18 protein-coding genes are annotated in these 21,984 nt (G+C 42.3%); 13 read left to right on the forward strand and 5 right to left on the reverse strand.

What is annotated here, in order from left to right:
* Positions 1 to 4 precede the first annotated feature (4 nt).
* Positions 5 to 97 carry an IS3 family transposase gene (locus tag CYJ57_RS04295; protein WP_483400880.1) on the forward strand — a complete coding sequence of 31 codons (93 nt, stop codon included), beginning with the start codon at positions 5 to 7 and terminating at the stop codon, positions 95 to 97.
* 3 nt (positions 98 to 100) lie between these two features.
* On the opposite strand, the gene CYJ57_RS07985 is transcribed toward CYJ57_RS04295, so the two are convergent.
* Entirely contained in the window at positions 101 to 313 is a 213-nt protein-coding gene (locus CYJ57_RS07985; protein ID WP_244896579.1) for an IS110 family transposase, read from the reverse strand.
* Positions 314 to 668: 355 nt separating this feature from the next.
* On the opposite strand from CYJ57_RS07985, the gene CYJ57_RS04305 reads away from it, so the two are divergent.
* Complete coding sequence (locus CYJ57_RS04305; protein ID WP_425319855.1) at positions 669 to 2,669, forward strand: heavy metal translocating P-type ATPase; 2,001 nt, start codon at positions 669 to 671, stop codon at positions 2,667 to 2,669.
* A 496-nt stretch (positions 2,670 to 3,165) separates the two neighbouring features.
* Here CYJ57_RS04305 and CYJ57_RS04310 read toward each other — a convergent pair whose 3' ends face one another.
* Complete coding sequence (locus tag CYJ57_RS04310; protein WP_180764388.1) at positions 3,166 to 3,537, reverse strand: nucleoporin; 372 nt, start codon at positions 3,535 to 3,537, stop codon at positions 3,166 to 3,168.
* A 6-nt stretch (positions 3,538 to 3,543) separates the two neighbouring features.
* Positions 3,544 to 4,167, reverse strand: a complete 624-nt coding sequence (locus CYJ57_RS04315) for a nucleoporin (protein ID WP_101954215.1) — start codon at positions 4,165 to 4,167, stop codon at positions 3,544 to 3,546.
* 240 nt (positions 4,168 to 4,407) lie between these two features.
* Between CYJ57_RS04315 and CYJ57_RS04320 the strand changes: the two genes are divergently transcribed.
* From CYJ57_RS04320 to CYJ57_RS04355, 8 genes are all read left to right on the forward strand, one after another.
* Positions 4,408 to 5,538, forward strand: coding sequence for an ATP-grasp domain-containing protein (locus CYJ57_RS04320; RefSeq protein WP_101954216.1), 1,131 nt, complete (start codon positions 4,408 to 4,410; stop codon positions 5,536 to 5,538).
* 128 nt (positions 5,539 to 5,666) lie between these two features.
* A complete protein-coding gene (pcrA, locus tag CYJ57_RS04325; RefSeq protein WP_101954217.1) occupies positions 5,667 to 7,970 on the forward strand; it encodes a DNA helicase PcrA in 2,304 nt (767 codons plus the stop codon).
* A 94-nt stretch (positions 7,971 to 8,064) separates the two neighbouring features.
* The gene (gene ligA, locus CYJ57_RS04330; protein ID WP_101954218.1) at positions 8,065 to 10,086 is read left to right on the forward strand and encodes an NAD-dependent DNA ligase LigA; all 2,022 of its coding nucleotides are present in this window, start codon (positions 8,065 to 8,067) and stop codon (positions 10,084 to 10,086) included.
* A gap of 15 nt (positions 10,087 to 10,101) precedes the next feature.
* Positions 10,102 to 11,346 (forward strand): CamS family sex pheromone protein, encoded by a 1,245-nt coding sequence (locus CYJ57_RS04335; RefSeq protein ID WP_244896580.1) that lies wholly within the window; start codon positions 10,102 to 10,104, stop codon positions 11,344 to 11,346.
* A gap of 11 nt (positions 11,347 to 11,357) precedes the next feature.
* The gene (gene gatC, locus CYJ57_RS04340; protein ID WP_101954220.1) at positions 11,358 to 11,654 is read left to right on the forward strand and encodes an Asp-tRNA(Asn)/Glu-tRNA(Gln) amidotransferase subunit GatC; all 297 of its coding nucleotides are present in this window, start codon (positions 11,358 to 11,360) and stop codon (positions 11,652 to 11,654) included.
* Between the two features lie 3 nt (positions 11,655 to 11,657).
* Positions 11,658 to 13,115, forward strand: a complete 1,458-nt coding sequence (gene gatA / locus CYJ57_RS04345) for an Asp-tRNA(Asn)/Glu-tRNA(Gln) amidotransferase subunit GatA (RefSeq protein ID WP_101954221.1) — start codon at positions 11,658 to 11,660, stop codon at positions 13,113 to 13,115.
* A gap of 12 nt (positions 13,116 to 13,127) precedes the next feature.
* Positions 13,128 to 14,555, forward strand: a complete 1,428-nt coding sequence (gatB, locus tag CYJ57_RS04350) for an Asp-tRNA(Asn)/Glu-tRNA(Gln) amidotransferase subunit GatB (protein WP_101954222.1) — start codon at positions 13,128 to 13,130, stop codon at positions 14,553 to 14,555.
* A 210-nt stretch (positions 14,556 to 14,765) separates the two neighbouring features.
* Positions 14,766 to 16,142 (forward strand): L,D-transpeptidase family protein, encoded by a 1,377-nt coding sequence (locus CYJ57_RS04355; protein WP_101954223.1) that lies wholly within the window; start codon positions 14,766 to 14,768, stop codon positions 16,140 to 16,142.
* A gap of 387 nt (positions 16,143 to 16,529) precedes the next feature.
* On the opposite strand, the gene uvrC is transcribed toward CYJ57_RS04355, so the two are convergent.
* Positions 16,530 to 18,341 (reverse strand): excinuclease ABC subunit UvrC, encoded by a 1,812-nt coding sequence (uvrC, locus tag CYJ57_RS04360; RefSeq protein ID WP_101954224.1) that lies wholly within the window; start codon positions 18,339 to 18,341, stop codon positions 16,530 to 16,532.
* Positions 18,341 to 18,661, reverse strand: a complete 321-nt coding sequence (locus tag CYJ57_RS04365) for a hypothetical protein (RefSeq protein WP_101954225.1) — start codon at positions 18,659 to 18,661, stop codon at positions 18,341 to 18,343. The genes uvrC and CYJ57_RS04365 overlap by 1 nt, the downstream gene beginning before the upstream one ends.
* Positions 18,662 to 18,812: 151 nt before the next feature.
* Between CYJ57_RS04365 and CYJ57_RS04370 the strand changes: the two genes are divergently transcribed.
* From CYJ57_RS04370 to CYJ57_RS04380, 3 genes are all read left to right on the forward strand, one after another.
* Complete coding sequence (locus tag CYJ57_RS04370; protein ID WP_006700991.1) at positions 18,813 to 20,513, forward strand: M3 family oligoendopeptidase; 1,701 nt, start codon at positions 18,813 to 18,815, stop codon at positions 20,511 to 20,513.
* Positions 20,514 to 20,522: 9 nt separating this feature from the next.
* The gene (locus tag CYJ57_RS04375; RefSeq protein WP_101954226.1) at positions 20,523 to 21,551 is read left to right on the forward strand and encodes a Gfo/Idh/MocA family protein; all 1,029 of its coding nucleotides are present in this window, start codon (positions 20,523 to 20,525) and stop codon (positions 21,549 to 21,551) included.
* 94 nt (positions 21,552 to 21,645) lie between these two features.
* Positions 21,646 to 21,903, forward strand: a complete 258-nt coding sequence (locus tag CYJ57_RS04380; RefSeq protein WP_101954227.1) for a GlsB/YeaQ/YmgE family stress response membrane protein — start codon at positions 21,646 to 21,648, stop codon at positions 21,901 to 21,903.
* Positions 21,904 to 21,984 lie beyond the last annotated feature (81 nt).

Below are 21,984 nucleotides of genomic sequence, written 5' to 3' on the forward strand. Positions count from 1 at the left end.
AATCATTGATTATATTCGTTACTATAACGAAGAGCGAATTAAGGAAAAGTTGAGCTGGTTAAGTCCTGTTGAATATAGACAGGCACAAGCTGCTTAAGGATTAAATCCTATACACATAAAAAAGAGACAAGCAAAATATGCTTATCTCTTTGGTCCAACTAATTGGGGTCACTCTATTCATTAAATCGAGTAGTTTTTCAGCACCTTTATGACTATTTGAAAAACGCACAGTTTTTCCGAGATGATTTCCATCCTGATCAAGTAAAGCTGCTTCATGAGCACGCTTACCGATGTCTATACCTAGGTATTGCATATTCATCAACCTTTCTTTAATTAGAAAGAGGTTTTCCCCATACTCTATGGACGATATAGCCTCGTAAGAGATACAGAAACAATGTTCTATCCAGCTGATTCATATACTGTCTATAGAGATGAGGTGCCAGTCTTAAAAGGGAAAAATAATTTTCAAGGAGGAATTGGGCAACCTCAATCTTTACAAACAATTATACCCCGAAAGGGGTAACAAGTTTAAAGTCTTAAAAATCATTCATTTAAGACTACATTTATTATACGAGGAGGAATTAAAAATGAGAAATAACAAAAAACATTCGTCACGTAGTCATCATAATCACGGCGACATGGATCACTCAAAACACGACCATAATGAAATGGAACATCACGGGGGGCACCACGATCATCATGCTGGTCATGACCACAGTGGCCACGCCGGGCACGAGCATCACCACCATGGAGATTTCAAGGGAATATTTTTAAAATCATTACCTATAGGAACTATCATTATGATTTTATCGCCTATGATGGGGATTTCGTTACCATTTCAATTAACATTTCAGTACTCTGATATATTGGTGGTTCTTCTCTCTACGATTTTGTACATTTATGGAGGTAAACCTTTCTATATGGGGGCAATAGATGAGTTTAAAGAAAAGGCTCCTGGAATGATGGCTCTTGTCACTCTTGGCATCTCTGTATCCTACTTTTACAGTGTTTATGCAGTCATTGCTAGATATGTGACTGGTGAACATGTGATGGACTTTTTCTTTGAATTTTCTTCATTAATATTAATTATGTTGTTAGGTCACTGGATTGAGATGAAAGCTATTGGAGAAGCAGGAGATGCACAAAAAGCATTGGCTGAGTTGGTGCCGAAAGATGCACATGTTGTATTGGAAGACGATTCAATTGAAACACGTCCAGTTGCTGATTTGCGAGTAGGTGATTTGATTCGTGTTCAAGCCGGAGAAAATGTTCCAGCAGATGGAACAATCCAGCGTGGCGAATCACGTGTAAACGAAGCGCTTTTGACTGGGGAATCAAAACCAATTGAAAAAAACCCCGGAGATGAGGTCTTCGGTGGATCAACCAATGGTGACGGAGTCCTCTATGTGGAAATAAAGCAGACGGGCGATAAGTCCTTCATTTCTCAGGTTCAGACATTAATCAGTCAAGCTCAAAACCAACCATCTCGAGCAGAAAATCTTGCACAAAAAGTTGCTGGATGGCTCTTTTATATTGCGCTTATTGTAGCTCTTATTGCCCTTGTCATATGGATGGTTATAGCTGATGTACAAACGGCAGTTATTTTTACAGTCACCACGTTAGTTATTGCTTGTCCGCATGCCCTGGGTCTGGCTATTCCATTGGTGACTGCTCGTAGTACCAGCTTAGGGGCCAGTCGGGGATTATTAGTGAAAGACCGGGAAGCTCTGGAGTTGACTACAAACGCAGATGTTATGGTTTTAGATAAAACCGGAACTTTAACAACTGGTGAGTTTAAAGTATTAGATGTTGAACTCTTTAATGATAAATATACGAAAGATGAAATCGTTGCCTTATTGTCAGGTATCGAAGGTGGATCTAGTCACCCTATCGCTCAGTCAATTATTAGTTACGCAGAACAGCAAGGGATACGTCCAGTAAGTTTTGATTCGGTTGATGTTATTTCGGGCGCTGGTGTAGAAGGGCAAGCTAACGGACATCGTTATCAATTAATCAGTCAAAAAGCATATGGACGTAATCTGGATATGGATATTCCAAAAGGAGCAACCCTCAGTGTCTTAGTAGAAAACGACGAAGCAATCGGTGCTGTAGCTTTAGGGGATGAATTAAAACCAACAAGTAAAGACTTAATACAAGCCCTTAAAAAGAACAAGATTCAACCGATTATGGCAACAGGTGACAATGAAAAAGCGGCTCAAGGAGTTGCAGAAATTTTAGGTATTGATTATCTAGCTAATCAATCTCCTCAAGACAAATATGAATTAGTTGAAAAACTTAAAGAAGAAGGAAAGAAAGTTATCATGGTCGGTGACGGGGTCAACGATGCACCTTCTCTTGCATTAGCAGACGTTGGTATAGCTGTTGGTGCTGGAACTCAAGTAGCATTGGATTCAGCCGATGTCATCTTGACACAGTCAGACCCTGGCGACATTGAATCTTTTATCGAGTTGGCTCAGAAGACCACACGTAAGATGAAAGAAAATCTTGTTTGGGGAGCAGGATATAACTTTATCGCGATTCCAATAGCTGCAGGAATACTAGCACCAATTGGCATAACATTAAGTCCAGCAGTCGGTGCCGTCTTGATGTCACTTTCGACTGTAATTGTTGCCATCAATGCGATGATATTGAAATTAGAGCCAAAATAAGCCGTTATTTGGCACATGAAATAATTGAATGACCCTATTGTGTAAAAATACAATAGTTTTACAGGAAAGGAAGAGATGGAATAATTTGAAAATCATCTCTTCTTTTTTTAGTTTATAATGATAGCTTGAAAAAGTGCATTAAAAAAAGAAGTCGGAAACAAATTGAGAGAGCCCTCTAATTTGTTTCCGATCTTTTATATCTCTATCCGCTGTTCCTGGGGTAATATTTACAAAACCTGGAATAGGTACTGCTGGCTTAACAGAAGAACGAGCAAATGATAAGGCAATAATAGTCTTTTTTATTTTATTAGTGCAAAGCACCTCTTAAATTTAGTGCAAAATAAAATTACAATTTACACTCCAAACCAAAGTAAGTGGTTGATTAGTCTGGCACGGGGTTCGCCAAACCAAAGTAAGTGGTTGATTGGTCTGGCACGGTATTCGCCAAACCAAAGTAAGTGTTCGATTGGTCTGGGTCAGGGTTCACCAAACCAAATTAAGTGTTCGATTGGTCTGGCACGAGGTTCGCCAAACCAAAGCAATAGGCTGATTGGTCTGGGTCAGGGTTCACCAAACCAAAGTAAGTGTTTGATTGGTCTGGCACGAGGTTCGCCAAACCAAAGCAATAGACTGATTGGTCTGGCACGGGGTTCGCCAAACCAAAGTAAGTGGTTGATTGGTCTGGTTCGGGGTTTGCCAAACCAAAGAAAGAGTTTGATTGGTCTGGGTCAGGGTTCACCAAACCAAAGTAAGAGTTTGATTGGTCTGGCACGGTGTTCGCCAAACCAAAGTAAGAGTTTGATTGGTCTGGCTCGTGGGCTGCTGGACCAATAGGAGTGTTTGTTTGGTCTGGCACGGTGTTCGCCAAACCAAATTAAGAGTTTGATTGGTCTGGCACGAGGTTCGCCAAACCAAAGCAATAGACTGATTGGTCTGGCACGGGGTTCGCCAAACCAAAGTAAGTGGTTGATTGGTCTGGATCGGTATTCGCCAAACCAAAGAAAGAGTTTGATTGGTCTGGGTCAGGGTTCACCAAACCAAAGTAAGAGTTTGATTGGTCTGGCACGAGGTTCGCCAAACCAAAGCAAGTGGTTGATTGGTCTGGCACGGTGTTCGCCAAACCAAAGCAATAGACTGATTGGTCTGGCACGGTGTTCGCCAAACCAAAGTAAGTGGTTGATTGGTCTGGCGCGGTATTCGCCAAACCAAAGAAAGAGTTTGATTGGTCTGGGTCAGGGTTCACCAAACCAAAGTAAGAGTTTGATTGGTCTGGCACAGGGCTCACCAAACCAAAGTAAGTGGTTGATTGGTCTGGCACGAGGTTCGCCAAACCAAAGCAATAGACTGATTGGTCTGGGTCAGGGTTCACCAAACCAAAGTAAGTGCTTGATTGGTCTGGCACAGTGTTCGCCAAACCAAAGTAAGTGTTCGATTGGTCTGGGTCAGGGTTCACCAAACCAAAGTAAGTGTTCGATTGGTCTGGCACGAGGTTCGCCAAACCAAAGCCTGGGTTTTATTAGTCTAACCCCTCTCTCACCAACTCAAACCCTCTGTTGATTAGTCTCTCCCTTTTCTCCCCACCCCAATCCCGCTTACTCAGCCCCTCCACACCGGCACTTTGTCTAATCAAGCGTGATGCACCCACAATATTCAAGCGGCATTGGTAGAACTCTCTAGCGTAAATGAGGACAAAATGGTAAGATATCAGATATACGATATGAATGAAAGGAGCGATAGGATGGCTCAGCGACATCTACCTGGTTCAACGATTGGTATTATCGGCTCTAGTCTGTCGGCGGCCGTCTTAGCGCAAACAGCAGGGCGGCTCGGTTACCGAGTGGCGAGTCTCGTTACTGAGGAGCAGAACCCAGTGCGGCAGCATGCCTTGTGGCAGACTGTGGTTGAAGATTATGAAGATGAGGCGTTGAAGTACTTCGGTGCGCGTGTTGATTTGGCAATTCCTGAAAAGGGAATCCTATCTAACCAAGCACTACGCGTGTTGAATCAGCACACTGATTTGCCGATGTCTGATGACTTGATGGCGATTACAACGGATCGCCTGATTGAAAAGGTCTATCTAGATACGCACCATATTCTAGTGGCGCCGTTCTCGATGGTCACCAATATGACCGACTTGAAAGAAGCAATCGAATATATTGGCTACCCTTGCGTCTTAAAAGCTACACAGCGGCATATTGCGAAAGCAGACGACCACGTCATTCTGTATAGCGAGAATGATTTCAACTTAGCAGAAGCTAAATTGGCTCAAACAACTTGTTTACTTGAAGCTTGGATTCCGGCTGAAAAACAAGTGTCGCTCATTGTGATACGCAATGAACGGGGTGAGATTTTGATCTATCCACCATTTGATATTCGTCATGAAGGGATGCTAGTTGCTCGTCAAGTAGCCTACCCAGCGCAATTGATGCGTCCGGTGGAAGAAGAAATGCGACGTATCGCTTATCATCTGGCCAACCAACTGAATTTACGTGGATCGCTCACTTTGAAATTCTTAGTGACGTCTGCGGGGGTTATGTATGTTAACCAAGCTAGTATTGGAATGAATGAAGAATCGATGTTCACGATTGGAACGATGAGTGTGTCGCACTATGAAGCGACCTTGCGGGCGATGTTTGACATGGCGCTACCCAGCTTGACGCTCAATCATCCGGCCGGTATCGCGTTACCACTTACCGCAATCGATACGGATAAGTTGATGATTCAGTACTTAACACGCACGGATTGGGGATTTGCGATTTTCCCATCAAATTCATTACATCAGCCGATTCAAGGATACGTCAATGTGACGGGGGATTCGCTTGAATCGTGTCGCCGTCAAATTGAAGCAACAGAATTATTATTAAACTAATTAAACGAACAGATGGAGAGTAAAGAGAATCACTTCACGAAGTGAAAATTTTATTCTCCATTTCGTCGTCAAGAGGAATGTTACGACGTGACAATTCACGTCAGCCAGTATTAGTAAAGGAGAATAAGATGTCACGATTAATGGACAGCATCAATCGATTAAATGATCTACAACGACAAGCTGTGATGACGACCGAAGGACCGTTACTTATTGCGGCAGGTGCCGGGAGCGGTAAGACGCGGGTCTTAACGCACCGAATTGCGTATTTAATCGCTTATCAAGATGTGAACCCTTGGAATATTTTAGCAATTACGTTTACCAATAAGGCCGCGAGCGAAATGCGCACACGGGTGGAGCAACTCGTTGGGGAAGGTGCCGAATCGATCTGGGTTGCGACCTTCCATGCGATGTGCGCTCGAATCTTACGGCGAGAATATCACCATATTGGTTATGACCGTAACTTTACGATTATTGATGCTGGAGAGCAGCAGACCGTGATGAAGCAGGTTCTAAAAGATCTCAATCTAGATTCCAAACGCTATCACCCGAAAGAAATGCTCAGCCTGATTGATCAAGCAAAAAACAAAGGGCAAACACCGGAACAATATGCCGAGGAGGCAATCGGCTATTTAGCGGATATTTATTCACAAGTCTATCGAGGCTATCAGAAGCGCTTGAAGCAGAGTAATGCGATGGACTTTAACGATTTAATTATGCTGACCAACCAACTTTTTGCGGAACAACCTGAGGTGTTGGCTTTCTATCAACGGAAGTTCCAATATATCCATGTCGACGAGTACCAAGATACGAACGAAAGTCAGTACCAATTGATTCGTTATTTAGCCGGAGGTATCTTGCAAAATATTTGTGTGGTTGGGGATGCGGACCAAAGTATTTACGGTTGGCGTGGCGCTAACATGGAAAATATTCTAAACTTTGAACGTGACTTCAAAGATGCACAAGTAATCCTGCTCGAGCAAAATTATCGTTCGACCCAGCCGATTCTCAAAGCAGCCAACTCGGTTATTCAAAACAACTCACATCGTCAACCGAAGCAACTGTGGAGTGAGCGTGAATCTGACGAAAAAATCCGCTACTACCAAGCGGAGACGGATGTCGAGGAATCTCGCTATGTGATTCAACAAATTATGGAAGCCAAAGAGGATCAAGGGTTGGAGTACCGTGACTTTGCGATTCTATATCGGACTCAAGCGCAGTCGCGTGCGCTCGAAGAAGCATTGATGCGAGTGAACTTGCCTTATAAAGTTGTCGGCGGGACCAAGTTCTACGCCCGTAAAGAAATTCAAGATACGTTAGCGTATTTACGCCTCATTGATAATCCAGCTGATAATTTAAGTTTCTTAAGGATTGTTAATGTCCCTAAACGAGGTATTGGCGCGACCACAGTTGAGCGACTGACAGAATTTGCAGCGTCAATTGACATGAGCTTATTCGAATCGATTTCGCGTTTGAGCTATTCGAACTTATCGAAAGCGACCCAGGAGAAATTAGTCGACTTTGCCAATATGGTAGAGCAGTGGCACCGTCAGGCGGAGTTTTTAACGCTAAGTGAGCTGATTGAGGCGGTCTGGCAAGCGGCTGGCTACCAAGAAAGTCTTAAGCTAGAAGGTACCATTGAAGCGGAAGCCAGATTGGATAACTTAAATGAATTTCTATCGGTCGCTCATGAATACGATGAACTCGAGAATGCCGATTTTTTAGAGCGCGACCCTGATTATTTGGCGCAATCGGAACGAGAAGGAGAAGCCAATGCGACTTCAACCGAAGCAACGCCGAAGCAACGTCTGCGATTCTTTTTAACGGATTTATCCTTAATGACCGATGCAGCTGAAAATGAGACGGAAAACCAAGTCACTTTGATGACGCTCCATGCTGCCAAAGGATTGGAGTTCCCTTATGTCTTTATGGTAGGGATGGAAGAGGGGTTGTTTCCAATCCGTCGTGCGTTGGAAGACCCAAGTGAGGTTGAAGAAGAACGTCGTCTCGCTTATGTTGGGATGACTCGAGCAGAAGACCGGTTATTTTTAACTTCGACACGCCGTCGTCTGTTGTATGGTAATTATCAATATAATGAACCAAGTCGCTTTATCGATGAGATTGACAGCCAATATCTACAACACGTTGGCAGTAGCTTCCAATCAACAGTATTAGGGCAAAACACTTCAAGACGCAGATCGATTGGTCCACGCCGAAAAACACCGACTCGCGCAGAAATTCGTCAACGTGTCCAACAAAATCAAAGTCAAACTTGGACTGTCGGTGACAAAGTCAGTCATAAAGCTTGGGGTCAAGGTACGATTGTGGCAATTAAAGATGAGGGCAGTGACCAACAACTGAGCATTGCCTTTGAATCTCAAGGTATCAAACAACTACTAGGTTCGTTAGCACCCATTGAGCCCCTTGATGAATAGTATCATCAGATAATAGTTAAGTATTCACGCTAAAAGTGTTATAATTGCTTAGAAACAATTTGTTGGTAGAACTTGAATAAAGGAGGAGCATCGGATGGTCGAAACACATACGAATGATGTTAAGCAGCGTATGCATCAGCTGACGGATTTATTAAATCATTATGCGTATCAATATTACGTCTTAGACCAATCTGAAATTACAGATTACGAATACGATCAGCTGTATCACGAGTTACTCAAGCTAGAAGCAGCGCATCCTTCTTGGATTCGATCCGATTCCCCAACGCAACGCGTGGGAGACCAATTATTAGATGGCTTTTCTAAAGTAAGTCATGCCGAGCCAATGTATAGTTTAAGTAACGCATTTAATCGAGCAGATTTAGCCGCTTTTATCGAGCGTTGCGAAGCTTTAGCTGGCCGGTCATTGACCTATATGTGTGAGTGTAAAATCGACGGATTGGCGGTAGCTTTAACCTATCAAGATGGGAAGTTTATTCGTGGAGCAACCCGTGGTGATGGGACAGTTGGCGAAGATATCACGTCGAATTTGAAGACCATCAAATCGTTACCTTTGCGACTCAATGAATCCGTCAGTGGGGAGTTTCGTGGCGAAGCTTATATGCCTAAGGCGGTCTTTCAACAATTAAATGAAACCCGAGAACAACAAGGACAAGCTCCCTTTGCGAATCCGCGTAATGCTGCAGCAGGAGGACTTAGACAAGTAGATCCTCGAGCTGCTAGTGAGCGTCAATTAAATATTTTTATGTATGGTGTCGCGCAGGCGGGGAGCGATACTCCAACATCGCAAGCTCAATTATTTGATTGGCTGAAGACAATTGGGTTGCGCTCAAATCCAGAGCGTCAACTATGCCAAACACTTGATGAGATATGGCACTATATTGAACATATTGATGAGTTGCGTCACTCCTTACCTTACGAGATTGATGGTGTCGTCATTAAAGTCAATGACGTCGCAGTCCAGAGCGAACTTGGCTATACCGTCAAATCCCCTCGCTGGGCGATTGCTTATAAATTCAAGGCCGAAGTAGCTGAGACAACAGTGCGGGAGGTCGAATGGACGGTCGGCCGGACGGGGGTTGTTACGCCGACCGCGGTGATGGATCCCGTTCCTCTAGCTGGCACAACGGTCAGCCGGGCCTCGCTCCATAATGTTGACCTAATCCAAGCGCTCGACTTACGTTTAGAAGATATCGTCACCATCCATAAGGCGGGAGATATTATTCCAGAAGTATTGTCTGTTGATACAGCGCGCCGTTCAGCGGAGAGTGAACCTCTGGCAATTCCAACGGAGTGTCCAGAGTGTGGCGAACCGTTAACGCGTCACGCAGACGAAGTAGCTTTACGCTGTGACAATTCACTTTGCCCGGCACAACGTCTGGCCAACTTAAGTCATTTTACCTCACGTGGTGCGATGAATATTGTCGGAGTCGGCGAGAAAGTGATTGAAAAATTGATTGATGCGGATTTAGTTGAGACGGTCGCTGATTTTTATCATTTAACCGAGGAACAACTGTTAACCTTACCGAATGTTCGTGAGAAAAGTGCAATGAATTACCTAAAGGCGATTGAAGCTTCGAAAGAAAATTCGTTAGAGCGTCTACTATTTGGGTTTGGCATACGCCATGTCGGTGCAAAAGCAGCTCGGATGATTGCTGAGCAATTTGAAGATATGGATGCCTTAAAGGAAGTAACGGCCACTCAATTAGAGACCATTGAAGGGATTGGGCAGATTATTAGCGAGTCCATCGCTCATTTTATGCAAATGCCTGAAAGCCAGCAATTAATTGAGGAGCTAAAAGACGCGGGTGTTAATATGCAATACTTAGGTCCACGTCGCTCGGAGCAAGATTTAAGCGAGTCTCCATGGGCTGGCAAGACGATTGTATTAACCGGGTCCTTAAGCCAAATGACGCGCCAAGAAGCTAAAGAATGGCTGACGCTCCAAGGAGCTAAAGTGACCGGTAGTGTCTCTAAAAATACGGACTACTTGATTACCGGAACAAATCCCGGCAGCAAATATACTAAGGCCCAATCGCTGAATATTCCAATTATTGATGAAAGTCAATTTATTCAAATGAAGCAAGAAAGTGAGTAAACTATGAAGCAAACTATGAAACCATTTCTCTTGAGTGCAGTCATCCTTTTACTAGCCGGCTGCTTAGGAGATATTTCCAACGAAGTGGATGAAGGTCGTACCGAGTATCAACCGAATCAGGTCGATGTTCAGACAACCACAAACCAATTAGCGAACAACTATTATCGCGCTGCCATTGTGGATGGCAAATATCAACCTTCAAGCTCTGCAAGTACTTATTACGCAGTAAATTCTGCGCGCAATATTCGAGCACTTGAAGACGGACTTCTTCGAATGAGTCAAAGTATTTTTCCAACGGATCAATACTTTATGCGAGAAGGGCAAGTCATTGGTCGAGAAACCTTAACAAGCTGGGTTGGGCGTGAATCTGAGACCAATCCAGAAGGATTAAACCCTGCTTTACCAGAAATTGAGTCGATTGCTGAAGAAACGAGTGAACTCAATATGGAAGAAGCGACATTAGAAGATGGTTCACCGGCAGATGAATTAAACGAAGCAGCCAACTTAGAGACGACAACAACTGAAGTAGACTCTCAAGTAACGGACGTAGCGCCAACGCCAGTTTATTTATCACAAATAATGGAAAAGAATTTATTGGTAGAGACGGAAGAAGGTTATAGCCTTAGCGGCATTGTTATCGGACTGGCAATGAACAGTGTCTATGAATATCAAGATTCGGAAGGGGTTATTCATACTCAAGAAATCTCCGTTGGTGAGATGCGTGAGCGTGGACGTCAATTGGCCAATATTATTGTCGGTCGTTTGCGTAATAGTCAAGACTTGCGTTCAGTTCCGATTGCGGTTGGTATCTTCCGGAATGCGCCAAATGAAGAAATCGTCGGAGGTACATTCTTACTGGATGGTATCTCACGCGAAGGCAACTCGGTGACAGACTGGACAGAAATTAATGAATATCGAATCGCTTTACCGATTTTAAATCCGCAAGATGGAGATGAACAATTCAGTTACTTTGATAATTTCCGTCAACAAATTGTTAATTTCTTCCCGAATTTAAACGGTATTGTTGGCGAAGCGCTCTATATTAATGATGGTCTTGCTGCGCTACACATTGAAATTGTGACGCAGTTCTACCAAAAATCAGAAATTATTGCACTCGAGCAACATATTACTGATGTTGCCCAATCAACCCTACCTGGTGGTATTGAAATCGAAATAAAAATTACCTCGGATGTCGGCGTTGAAGGGTATGTCGGTCGACCTGCTGGGGCAACTCAGTTCGAAAGTCATGTATTTAATTAGGAGGAATTGCGATGGTACAAGAACAAGAAGTATTGAAGGTAGCCGAGTTATCGAAGTTGGCTTTTGATGCGAACGAAGTCGCTGGATTTATCGATGATTTCAAAGAGATTCTCGATATGTTGGACTCGCTAGAAGAAGTGGATACGAGCAATGTGAAGCCAACATTCCACGGTAATCATCTGATGAATGTATACCGTGAAGATAAAGCGATCAAGAATGAGCACTACCAACAATTATTAAATAATGCGCCGATGGTACAAGATGGCTACATTAAAGTGCCGGCCATTCTAGATAGTCAGGAGGCATAAGTGATGACACAATTTCCTAAGACAATCGAAGCAATTCAAGCAGCGTTTAAAACAGGTGAATTGTCCAGTGTGGAGTTAGTCAACCATTACTTTGACCGCATTGAACAAGTAGATGACACGATTAACGCATTTATTACGGTCGCTAAAGAGCAGGCTTTAGCGCAAGCTCAAGCAGCTGATGAGCGTGGCTACAGTGAAGATAGTCCTGTCTTAAATGGGGTACCTATTGGTATTAAAGACAATATTCTAACAGAAGGCATCGAGACGACCGCAGCGAGCCGCATGCTTGAAGGCTTTATCCCAACATACGATGCAACGGTCGTTAAAAAATTAAAAGATGCTGGGGCAGTTATTATCGGAAAGTTGAATTTAGATGAATTTGCCATGGGGGGTTCGAATGAAACGTCTTATTATGGGCCGGTTCATAATCCATGGGACACGAAACGTATACCAGGAGGCTCATCTGGAGGTTCAGCCGCAGCTGTTGCTGCCGGTATGGTTCCTGCGAGCTTAGGAACTGATACAGGTGGTAGTATTCGCCAACCAGCCGCATTAAATGGTCTCGTTGGGGTTAAGCCAACTTACGGTGCAGTATCGCGGTATGGAGCGGTTGCCTTTGGCTCAAGTTTCGACCAAGTGGGGCCATTGGCTTTAACGGTGAAAGACGCAGCACTAGTAACGAGTGTTATTGCAGGCCACGACGAACATGATATGACATCTTTTGAACAAATCGATACAGACTATAGTGCCAAGATTGGCCAATCGATTCAAGGAATGAAGATTGCGGTACCGAAAGAATTTCGTTCCGATGCGATTAACGAGGAAATTCGTAAACAAGTGGATGCAGCGATTGACTTCTACCAATCAGAAGGTGCAATTGTTGAAGAAGTTTCAATGCCCAACTTAGTCCATGGCGTGAACGTGTACTATATCTTAGCATCCGCGGAAGCAAGTTCGAACTTACAACGTTTTGATGGCGTTCGTTACGGTTATCGTTCACCAGATGCTCATACGAACGAAGAAGTTTATGTGCGCTCACGTTCGGAAGGTTTTGGTAAAGAAGTGAAGCGCCGTATTATGATTGGAACGTATAGTTTGGGTGTAAATAACTATGAACGTTTCTTTGAGAAGGCAGCGCGTATCCGAACATTAATTATTGAAGATTTCAAACGTGTCTTTGAATCTTATGATGTAGTGATAGGTCCTGTGACGACGAATACCGCATATGAGTTAGGCAGCCAATTTGAAGATCCGATTGAGATGTATATGGCAGATTTACTGACCGTTCCTGCTAACTTAGCGGGTCTGCCTGCAATGTCGATTCCTGTAGGTTTAGATCACTTGAATTTACCAATTGGAATGCAATTAATTGGCAAGCCACAAGATGAAGCAACTTTATTCCAGTTAGCTTATCATTTTGAACAAGCCCATGACTTTGCCGGTCAGCAAGCACCTTTGTAGGAGGTAAGAGGAATGAATTTTGAAACGATTATCGGACTGGAAGTCCATGTTGAATTAAAGACAGAAGCCAAAATTTTTAGTACTTCACCTGCACACTTTGGAGCAGAGCCTAATAGTAATGCCAATGAGAAAGACTGGGCTTACCCAGGCGTCCTCCCTGTATTAAATAAAGGCGCTTTGGAATACGGAATGCGAGCGGCACTTGCGTTGCACTGTGAGATTGCCCGTGAAACTAGCTTTGACCGGAAGAATTACTTCTATCCGGACAACCCTTCTGCTTACCAAATTACGCAAAACTTTGAACCGATTGGCCAACACGGTTATTTGGATATTGAAGTTGAAGGTGAGACGAAGCGAATTCGTATTAACCGAATTCATTTAGAAGAAGATGCTGGTAAAAATACTCATGCGGATGATGGTTATTCCTATGTGGACTTAAACCGTCAAGGAACACCATTGGTTGAGATTGTAACCGAGGCTGATTTGCGTAGTCCTGATGAAGCGTATGCTTTTTTAGAAGCTTTGCGTGAAACATTGCTCTTTACGGGTGTCTCAGATGTTCGGATGGAAGAAGGATCACTTCGTTGCGATGCCAATATCTCACTGCGTCCTTACGGGGCGGAGAAATTTGGAACGAAAGCCGAACTGAAAAACTTAAATAGTTTTAACTTTGTCCGTAAAGGCTTAATCTATGAGCAACAACGTCAAGCCAACTTAATTCGTAGTGGTGGCCAAGTAGCGCAAGAGACACGCCGTTATGACGAATCGAATAATACTACCATTGCGATGCGCACGAAAGAAGGGGCAGCGGATTATCGCTACTTCCCAGAAGCAGATGTTCCACCGATTAAAATCTCACAAGAATGGATCGACCGAGTTCAGTCTGAAATTCCGGAAATGCCAGGAGAACGTCGTCGACGTTATGTTACAGAATACGGTCTTCCAGAATATGACGCACATGTCTTAACCTTAACGAAAGTAATGTCGGACTTCTTTGAAGAAACGATTAAAGCCGGGGCGGATCCTAAACAAGCTTCGAACTGGTTAATGGGTGAAGTCTCAGCCCACTTGAATAAAGCGCAAGTAGAGTTAGGAGATACTCAGTTAACACCACAGAACCTAGCGCAAATGATTGGGTTAATTGAAGATGGAACGATTTCAAGTAAGATTGCAAAACAGCTCTTCCAAGAGTTAGTGACCAACGGTGGGGATGCCAATGAAGTTGTCGAAGCGAAAGGGATGGCTCAAATAAGTGACCCTACGAAGTTAGAGCCGATTATCGATGCGGTCTTAGCAGATAATCAAGAGTCTATCGATGATTTCCATGCAGGCAAAGGACGTGCGATGGGCTACCTCGTTGGGCAAATTATGAAGCAAACCCAAGGGAAGGCCAACCCACAAACAGTTAATCAACTCTTAAGTCAGAAACTTAAAAAATAATTTTTTAGACTCCAACCGCTTTCAAAGTAAGGTTGGAGTTTTTTAGTTGAAAATATGCAGAAAAGTTTAAATTTTAATCAAATTTATGTTAGTATGAATAAGTAAAATTTAAAATGTTAAAAATGAATTATGAAAATTTTATGAATTTTTACAAAATATGTTAAATCTTTGGTATGCTAGGTAAGAGATTATGAAGAAAGAAGGGGTTGTGTGCGAAAAACTTTGGGAACGATTGTCGCATCGTTCATCATCGTCTTAGTAATTTATATGGCCGGGATTGGTTTTTATGCGGACCGTTTCGTTCCAATGACACAATTCTATCATATTGATATCAGCAATTTGACGATGGCTCAAGCTGAACAAAAAATTGAAAAAGAATTAGGGCAACGTCAATTTACCTTGACCGAAGCGAAAAAAACATTAGGTCAACTCGATTTGTCATCGATGGCGCCAACATTTAAAGTTGATAAAGAATTAAAAGAATTATTCTATCAACAAAATCCGAATGTATGGCTTTCAAAGCTTTTAGAACCTGATCAAGCTGGAACGGAACTTGAAGAGGTTGAACTCGATCAAGAAGCGCTCGTTGAACAATTGAAGAAGATAGGTATTGATAATACAAAGCGTGAACCAGTTCAAGAAGCTCAAATTGAATATGACAAGAAATCAGGCTATTATTCGGTTCCTGGGAAACGTGGGACGAAGGTCGATCCGCTGTTAATGAAAGAAGCGATTGCCCAAGCCATCACTGAAAATAAAGATTCAATCTCGTTAGAGTCAACGTATGAGCGTCCTCTTAACGAAGGTAATTCTGAGGTGATTGATGAAGTACTTGATACAATCGATCGGATTGCTTCTGTTTCGATTACGTATGAGTTAGCTGGAGAAGAAATTACGATTCCGAAGCAAGAAATTGAGAGCTGGCTATATTTTGGCGAAGGTAATGATTTAATTGTTGATGAAGAAGCCGTTCGAGCTTATTTACTAGAACTTGATGATAAATATGCTACTTTTAATAAATATCGTGAATTTGAGTCTACTTGGCGCGGCGTGGTGACGGTTGAACCAGGCATTCTTGGCTGGGGTATCGACATTGAGACCGAGACGCGCAATCTCGTGAATGATGTGCAAAGTGGTCATGATGTAACGCGTACACCGGCTTTGGTTAGCGTCGGTAATTATGCAGGCCAAGCTGATGAAATTGGTCCAACTTATATTGAAATTGACTTAGCGAATCAATATATGTTCTTATATGTGGACCACCAACTGGTCGTAGAAACGCCAATTGTATCAGGACAACCTGGTGCAGAAACGGTCCCAGGAGCGGGTGCGGTGATTGAGATGTTGACGGATACGAAGTTACGCGGAACTAACCCTTTCTCAAATGTTGATTATGCCACGCCAGTTAAATATTGGATTCGCTTCGATGATAAAGACCAAGGAATCCACGATGCAAGCTGGCAGGGCGCATACGGTGGAGATGTCTGGACTTATGCCGGATCACTTGGCTGTATCAATACGCCACTCGATGCAGTCATCACTATTTACAACTATGTAACTTACGGTACACCTGTAATTGTCTTTTAATATATAATAGGTTGGACGATGTTCCAACCTGTTTTTTTTGAAAGATGGGGAGATTATTTTGAAATAGGATTGATTTACGAGAATCGGTATTGTAATCTCCAAACATTCGGATAAGATTGGTAGAACCGTGTTTCCATTCTTTAAACTTTTAGATAAGATTGGTACAACCGTGGTCCCATTCTCCAAACTTTCTGATAAGATTGGTAGAACTGTGGTCCCATTCTCCAAACTTTCAGATAAGATTTGTACAACAATGGTCTTAATCTCCAAATTCTTGTTCCACAAGGCCACTCCACAGTCAAAATTACCACATAACGACTTGGCATCAAGCTGTTCACCATCGCAACAAAAAATCGCTCAAAGACTTCATGTCTTTGAGCGTATTTTTTATGAAGTAAGTTGCTCGCGGAGTGTTTCTTGGACGCGCTCGGCGGTTTTTCGCGGCACGCCAATTAATTTGAATTCATCGAGATCTGCGTCGCGCATAGCGGGTAAATCTTTAAAGTGTTTTAACAATTTGTTACGAGTTTTCGGACCCACTCCTGCGACTTGATCCAAGATGGAGCCGAATTGTGACTTAGACCGGACCGAACGGTGATAAGTAATCGCGTAGCGGTGAACTTCTTCTTGAATTCGCTGCAACAATAGGAATGCTTGACTGTCATGTGGCAAGTCAATGATTTCCTCACTGTAGCCATCTAACAAGTTTGCCGTCCGGTGTCGGTCATCTTTGACCATTCCTGCGACGGGGATGGATAGACCGAACTCATTTTCTAAGACATCGCGCGCAGCTCGAACTTGAATTAAGCCTCCATCCATTAAAATCAAATCCGGCAGCGGTTGATCTTCTTTAATAAGTCGCGTATAACGGCGGCGGATAATCTCTTGTGTCGAAGCGTACTCGTTAGCGCCTTCGACCGTCTTAATTCTAAATTTCCGGTATTGGCTCTTATCAGGTTGACCGTTGAAGTAGCTGACCATCCCAGAAACCGCATGACTTCCTTGAATATTAGAATGGTCAAACGACTCGATCCGTTCCGCGGAAACAATATTTAAGGCTTCGGCGAGTTGAGTCGTCGCGATCGTCGTCCGCTGTTCATTTTGAGCAAATAAACGGAAACGCTCATCCAAAGCAATCCGACTATTCTTCTCGCAAAGTTCTAACATCGCCCGTTTCTTACCACGAAGCGGGGTAGTCACAGGAATTTCAAAGTAATCTTCGAGCAGGGCATGGTCAACTTGACTCGGTACTAGAATGGATTTCGGTAACAGTTGTTCTTGCTCAGTATAGAAGCGAGCGATAAAGGTTGTAACTTCTTGTTCAGGGTCTCCAACACATGGGAAAATCGCGGCTTTACGCTTAATTATGGAACCTTGACGCAACATAAAGACTTGGACCGACAACCATCCTAAATCATAGGTATAGCCAAAGACATCCATATTGTCATAACCTTGGCTCATAATCACTTGGCGCTCGACGGTTTTTTCAATATATTGAATTTGGTCGCGGTAATCTGCTGCTTGCTCAAATTCCAAATTTTCAGCAGCTCGCTCCATTTTATGAACGAGTTCACTTTTTATCTCGTTAACATCGCCATTAAAGAATCGTTTAATTTTTTGGATTTGGGTTTGGTATTCCTCAGGGCTGACTTCGTGGTCACATGGACCAATACATTGTCCGAGATGATAATAGAAGCAGGCTCGTTTTTCGGTCTTGCTGCAGCGTCTGAGCGGGTAGGCACGGTTCAATAGATCCATCGTACTTGTTGCAGCATATACATTTGGGAAAGGACCAAAGTAAGTGGCGCCGTCCTTTTCCACTTGATTGACGATGATTAATTGTGGATCACGTTCATTCGTAATTTTTAAGTACGGGTACATCGTCGAATCTTTGAGTCGAATATTGTAAATCGGCTTATATTCTTGAATCAGATTAATTTCCAGAATCAACGCTTCCTTGTCACTATTAGTGACAATCGTTTCGAAATTATGGATTTCGGCCACTAATTTTGTTGTTTTCGTATCGTGCGCTCCACGAAAATACGACCGAACTCGATTACGTAAGTTTTTAGCTTTTCCTACATAAATAATTTGGTCGTGTTGATCTTTCATCATATAAATTCCCGGGAGGTCGGGTAGAAGTTGTAATTTTTGTTCAATCCGCTGACGAACTTCAGGATTGGTGCTATAACCTGCCATTATTCATCCTCCTTCCGATGGGGGTAGCGTAAATGGAGTGGATGGTCCACTGCTGATCGATTTGCTTGAATTTGGTTTGAAGTGTATCGTTCAATAACAAATTGTTGGCGGTCGTTGTAATGCCCATAGATTTGGATTAAATCACCGACAGCCACATCCATTAAGAAAGTGAGTGCTTGACGAGCAATAATGCAACGCACGATTTTCTCAGCTTCTGTGGAGATTTCGACGTAAACGAGCGTTGGATCCATTGGTTTAATAATCTTGTAACGGGTGACGACCCCTGATAGTTGTTGTTTATTCGATTTAGAATGTGGCATCATCACCCCTCCTTATACATTTATCTGCATTATTAATTATACCATAGGTTGTCAATTTGCTTTGATTTTCTGATTACGAGAACAATCTCTCATGTATCCTCTTTCATGGATGTGTTATAATAAATTAAACAATAAAACTGGAGGTTATGAGATGAAATTTAAAGATTTTGAATATCAACGTCCGAACTTAGAACAACTTAAAGAGCAATATGGAAGCTTAATCCAATCGCTTCGTGAAGCGGATAGTGCATCAGCAGGATTGGATGTGATTAAGCAAATTCAATCACTCCAACGTGATATTGATACACAGTACACGCTAGTTTCAATTCGTCATTCGATTGATACGCGCGATGAATTTTATGAGAAAGAAAATGAATTTTGGGATGAAAATTTACCTTATATTAGTGAATATAATACTGAATATTATAAGGCAATCCTAGATTCACCTTACCTTGAAGACTTCAAAAAAGAACTTCCTGAAACGTTCTTTAAAATGATGGAAAATGATTTGAAAGTTTTCAGTCCGGAAATTATCCCATTACTTCAACAAGAGAATAAATTATCTTCTGAATATTCTAAGCTTTTAGCTTCAGCAGAGATTGAATTCCAAGGGGAAACTTATAACTTAACGGGATTAAGTAAATTCTTTGAATCACCAGACCGTGCAGTTCGTCAAGAAGTGAACCAATTATCGTGGAATTTCTTCCAAGAGAACTTAGAACAGCTCGACCGAATCTATGATGAATTAGTGAAATTACGTCACAAAATGGCAGTTCAATTAGGCTTTAAAGACTATGTTGAGATGGGTTATGCGCGAATGAATCGTTTAGACTATACCCGTGAAGATGTAGAAGTATACCGCAAAGAAGTCTTAAAACATGTTGTTCCACTAGTCGAATATATTTACGAACGTCAAAGCAAACGTCTCGGTATTGACTCAATGAAAAACTACGACTTAGGCTTAAGTTTCTTATCAGGAAACCCAACACCAAAAGGGGATTCGGAAGAAATTATCGCGAATGCGAAACGTATGTATAGCGAAATGTCACCTGAAACGAAAGAATATTTTGATTTCATGCTCGAGCATGATGTGATGGACTTAGAAACAAAACCTGGTAAACAAGGTGGCGCGTACTGTACCTATATTCCAAATTACAAAGCCCCATTCTTATTTGCTAACTTCAATGGCACATCGAATGATGTGGACGTCCTTACACATGAAGCAGGACATGGTTTCCAAGTGTTTGAATCTCGTTGGATTGAAACACCTGAAGTAGTATGGCCAACATTTGAAACTTGTGAGATTCATTCAATGAGTATGGAATTTATGGCATGGCCATGGTTAGAGTTGTTCTTTAAAGAACAAACAACGAAACAAAAATATGCTCATTTAGCGGGAACGGCTATTTTCCTACCATATGGTGTACTAGTGGACCACTTCCAACACGAAGTTTACGAGCATCCTGAGATGACACCGGAAGAGCGTCGTCTAAAATGGCGTGAACTTGAAAAACTATATAATCCATGGAAAGACTACGATGGTAACGAAGTTCTAGAAGGCGGTGCGTTCTGGATGCGTCAACACCATATTTACAACTCACCATTCTACTATATTGACTATACTTTAGCGCAAGTTTGTGCATTACAATTCTGGCAACGTGGTCAAATTATTCAAGATGATACGTTCTGGGAAGACTACTTAGCCATTTGTAAAGTAGGGGGAACGAAGTCCTTTACCCAAGTTGTTGAGTTAGCTAACTTGAAAGTACCTTTCCAAGAAGGTAGCTTAGAATCTGTCAGCCATGCGATCCGTGACTACTTAGAGCAAATTCCTGAGTCTGAACTTGAATAGAGGCCAACCATGATAAGAGTTGGAACAATCGGAACGTCTTGGATTACGGAACGCTTTATTGAAGCATGTCAACTGACCAACCAATATGAACTTCGTGCTGTCTATTCACGCAACGCTTATCGCGCTAAAGACATTGCAACAGTTTATAAAGCAACATACTACTCGGACGAGCTGAATAATTTACTCTTTGATCCAGAGATTGATTTAATCTATGTTGCTAGTCCAAACTCGCTGCATTATGAACATGCGATGCGTGCGATTAAAGCAGGCAAGCATGTAATTATCGAAAAACCGATGTTTGCTTCAACCAAAGAATGGCACCAAGCCCATGCAGAAGCAGAACGCCTCGGAGTGAAAATTTTCGAAGCCGCTTTGCATATTCATAACCGTAATTATCAACGGATGAAGCAATGGGTACAAAAGAAATTGATGGATGCCGAACAACCGTTCTTGGGAGCAAACTTTAATATCGGTCAATATTCAAGTCGATATTTTGCCTATAATCATGCCTTAGAACAGCAACGTGAGCTCCCGAATGTCTTTACCTTGGAGTATGCTGGGGGTAGCTTGATGGATCTTGGAGTCTATCCAATCTATGTTGCAATGGATCTCTTTGGGTCGCCAGACTCATTGCGCTACAACGCACAAAAAGGGCCTAATGGTGTCGATTTATTCGGCCATATTTTGCTAACCTATACTGATTTCCAAGTGAATATTTTTGTGTCGAAAGCAGCCCATTCGACGTTGTCAAGCGAAATATATATCGACGATGAGACCGTGGTGATCCATGATATTTCGCGTATATCGCAAGTTGACTTGGTAAATAAAGAGGGGCAAGTTGCGAATGTGATTAAATATCAGCCGGAGAATGTCATGTATGATGAAGTGTTAAATTTTTCAGAAATCATTCGAAATCCGGACGATTTGCACCATCAACTTCAATACGAAGGTTGGAAGCAATTGAGTCTCCAAGTGGCACAAACAATGGAGTTATTACGAAAGTCTGCCAATATCGTGTTTGATGATTCTACAATTTAAAATTATGTCCGATGCATATCTTTTGCAAAAAGTATAAGTTATTGATATAATAATACTTGTAAGATAACTTTATTTTATAAAGGAGTGTATTTATATGTTAAGTACAATTTGGTATCTAATCGTCGGAGGACTTATCGGCTGGATCGCAGGTATGATTCTTGACCGTGATATTCCTGGTGGCGTAATTGGGAACATTGTCGCAGGTTTAATTGGTTCATCTGTAGGTGGATATTTATTTAAAGATTTCGGCCCACAATTAGCTGGAATTGCGATTATACCTGCAATTTTAGGTGCGATTATTCTCGTATTGATCGTGTCATGGATTTTCAAATCCTCAAATAGACGTGCATAATTTATCTTAAATTGTTCAAAACCAAACCCTTCAAGGATTCTCGAAGTCCTTGAAGGGTTTTCTTATGTTTTATGAGTCTAA

Origin of the sequence: Falseniella ignava (genome assembly GCF_002847645.1) — a bacterium.
Classification (GTDB): Bacteria; Bacillota; Bacilli; order Lactobacillales; family Aerococcaceae; genus Falseniella; species Falseniella ignava.

Coding starts and splice junctions, on each gene's coding strand:
- CYJ57_RS04370 (WP_006700991.1), top strand. CDS start 18,813: ATGAAATTTAAAGATTTTGAATATCAACGTCCGAACTTAGAACAACTT.
- CYJ57_RS04365 (WP_101954225.1), bottom strand. CDS start 18,661: ATGCCACATTCTAAATCGAATAAACAACAACTATCAGGGGTCGTCACC.
- gatC (WP_101954220.1), top strand. CDS start 11,358: ATGGTACAAGAACAAGAAGTATTGAAGGTAGCCGAGTTATCGAAGTTG.
- gatA (WP_101954221.1), top strand. CDS start 11,658: ATGACACAATTTCCTAAGACAATCGAAGCAATTCAAGCAGCGTTTAAA.
- pcrA (WP_101954217.1), top strand. CDS start 5,667: ATGTCACGATTAATGGACAGCATCAATCGATTAAATGATCTACAACGA.
- CYJ57_RS04335 (WP_244896580.1), top strand. CDS start 10,102: ATGAAACCATTTCTCTTGAGTGCAGTCATCCTTTTACTAGCCGGCTGC.
- CYJ57_RS04375 (WP_101954226.1), top strand. CDS start 20,523: ATGATAAGAGTTGGAACAATCGGAACGTCTTGGATTACGGAACGCTTT.
- CYJ57_RS04320 (WP_101954216.1), top strand. CDS start 4,408: ATGGCTCAGCGACATCTACCTGGTTCAACGATTGGTATTATCGGCTCT.
- gatB (WP_101954222.1), top strand. CDS start 13,128: ATGAATTTTGAAACGATTATCGGACTGGAAGTCCATGTTGAATTAAAG.
- uvrC (WP_101954224.1), bottom strand. CDS start 18,341: ATGGCAGGTTATAGCACCAATCCTGAAGTTCGTCAGCGGATTGAACAA.
- CYJ57_RS07985 (WP_244896579.1), bottom strand. CDS start 313: ATGCAATACCTAGGTATAGACATCGGTAAGCGTGCTCATGAAGCAGCT.
- CYJ57_RS04305 (WP_425319855.1), top strand. CDS start 669: ATGGAACATCACGGGGGGCACCACGATCATCATGCTGGTCATGACCAC.
- ligA (WP_101954218.1), top strand. CDS start 8,065: ATGGTCGAAACACATACGAATGATGTTAAGCAGCGTATGCATCAGCTG.
- CYJ57_RS04380 (WP_101954227.1), top strand. CDS start 21,646: ATGTTAAGTACAATTTGGTATCTAATCGTCGGAGGACTTATCGGCTGG.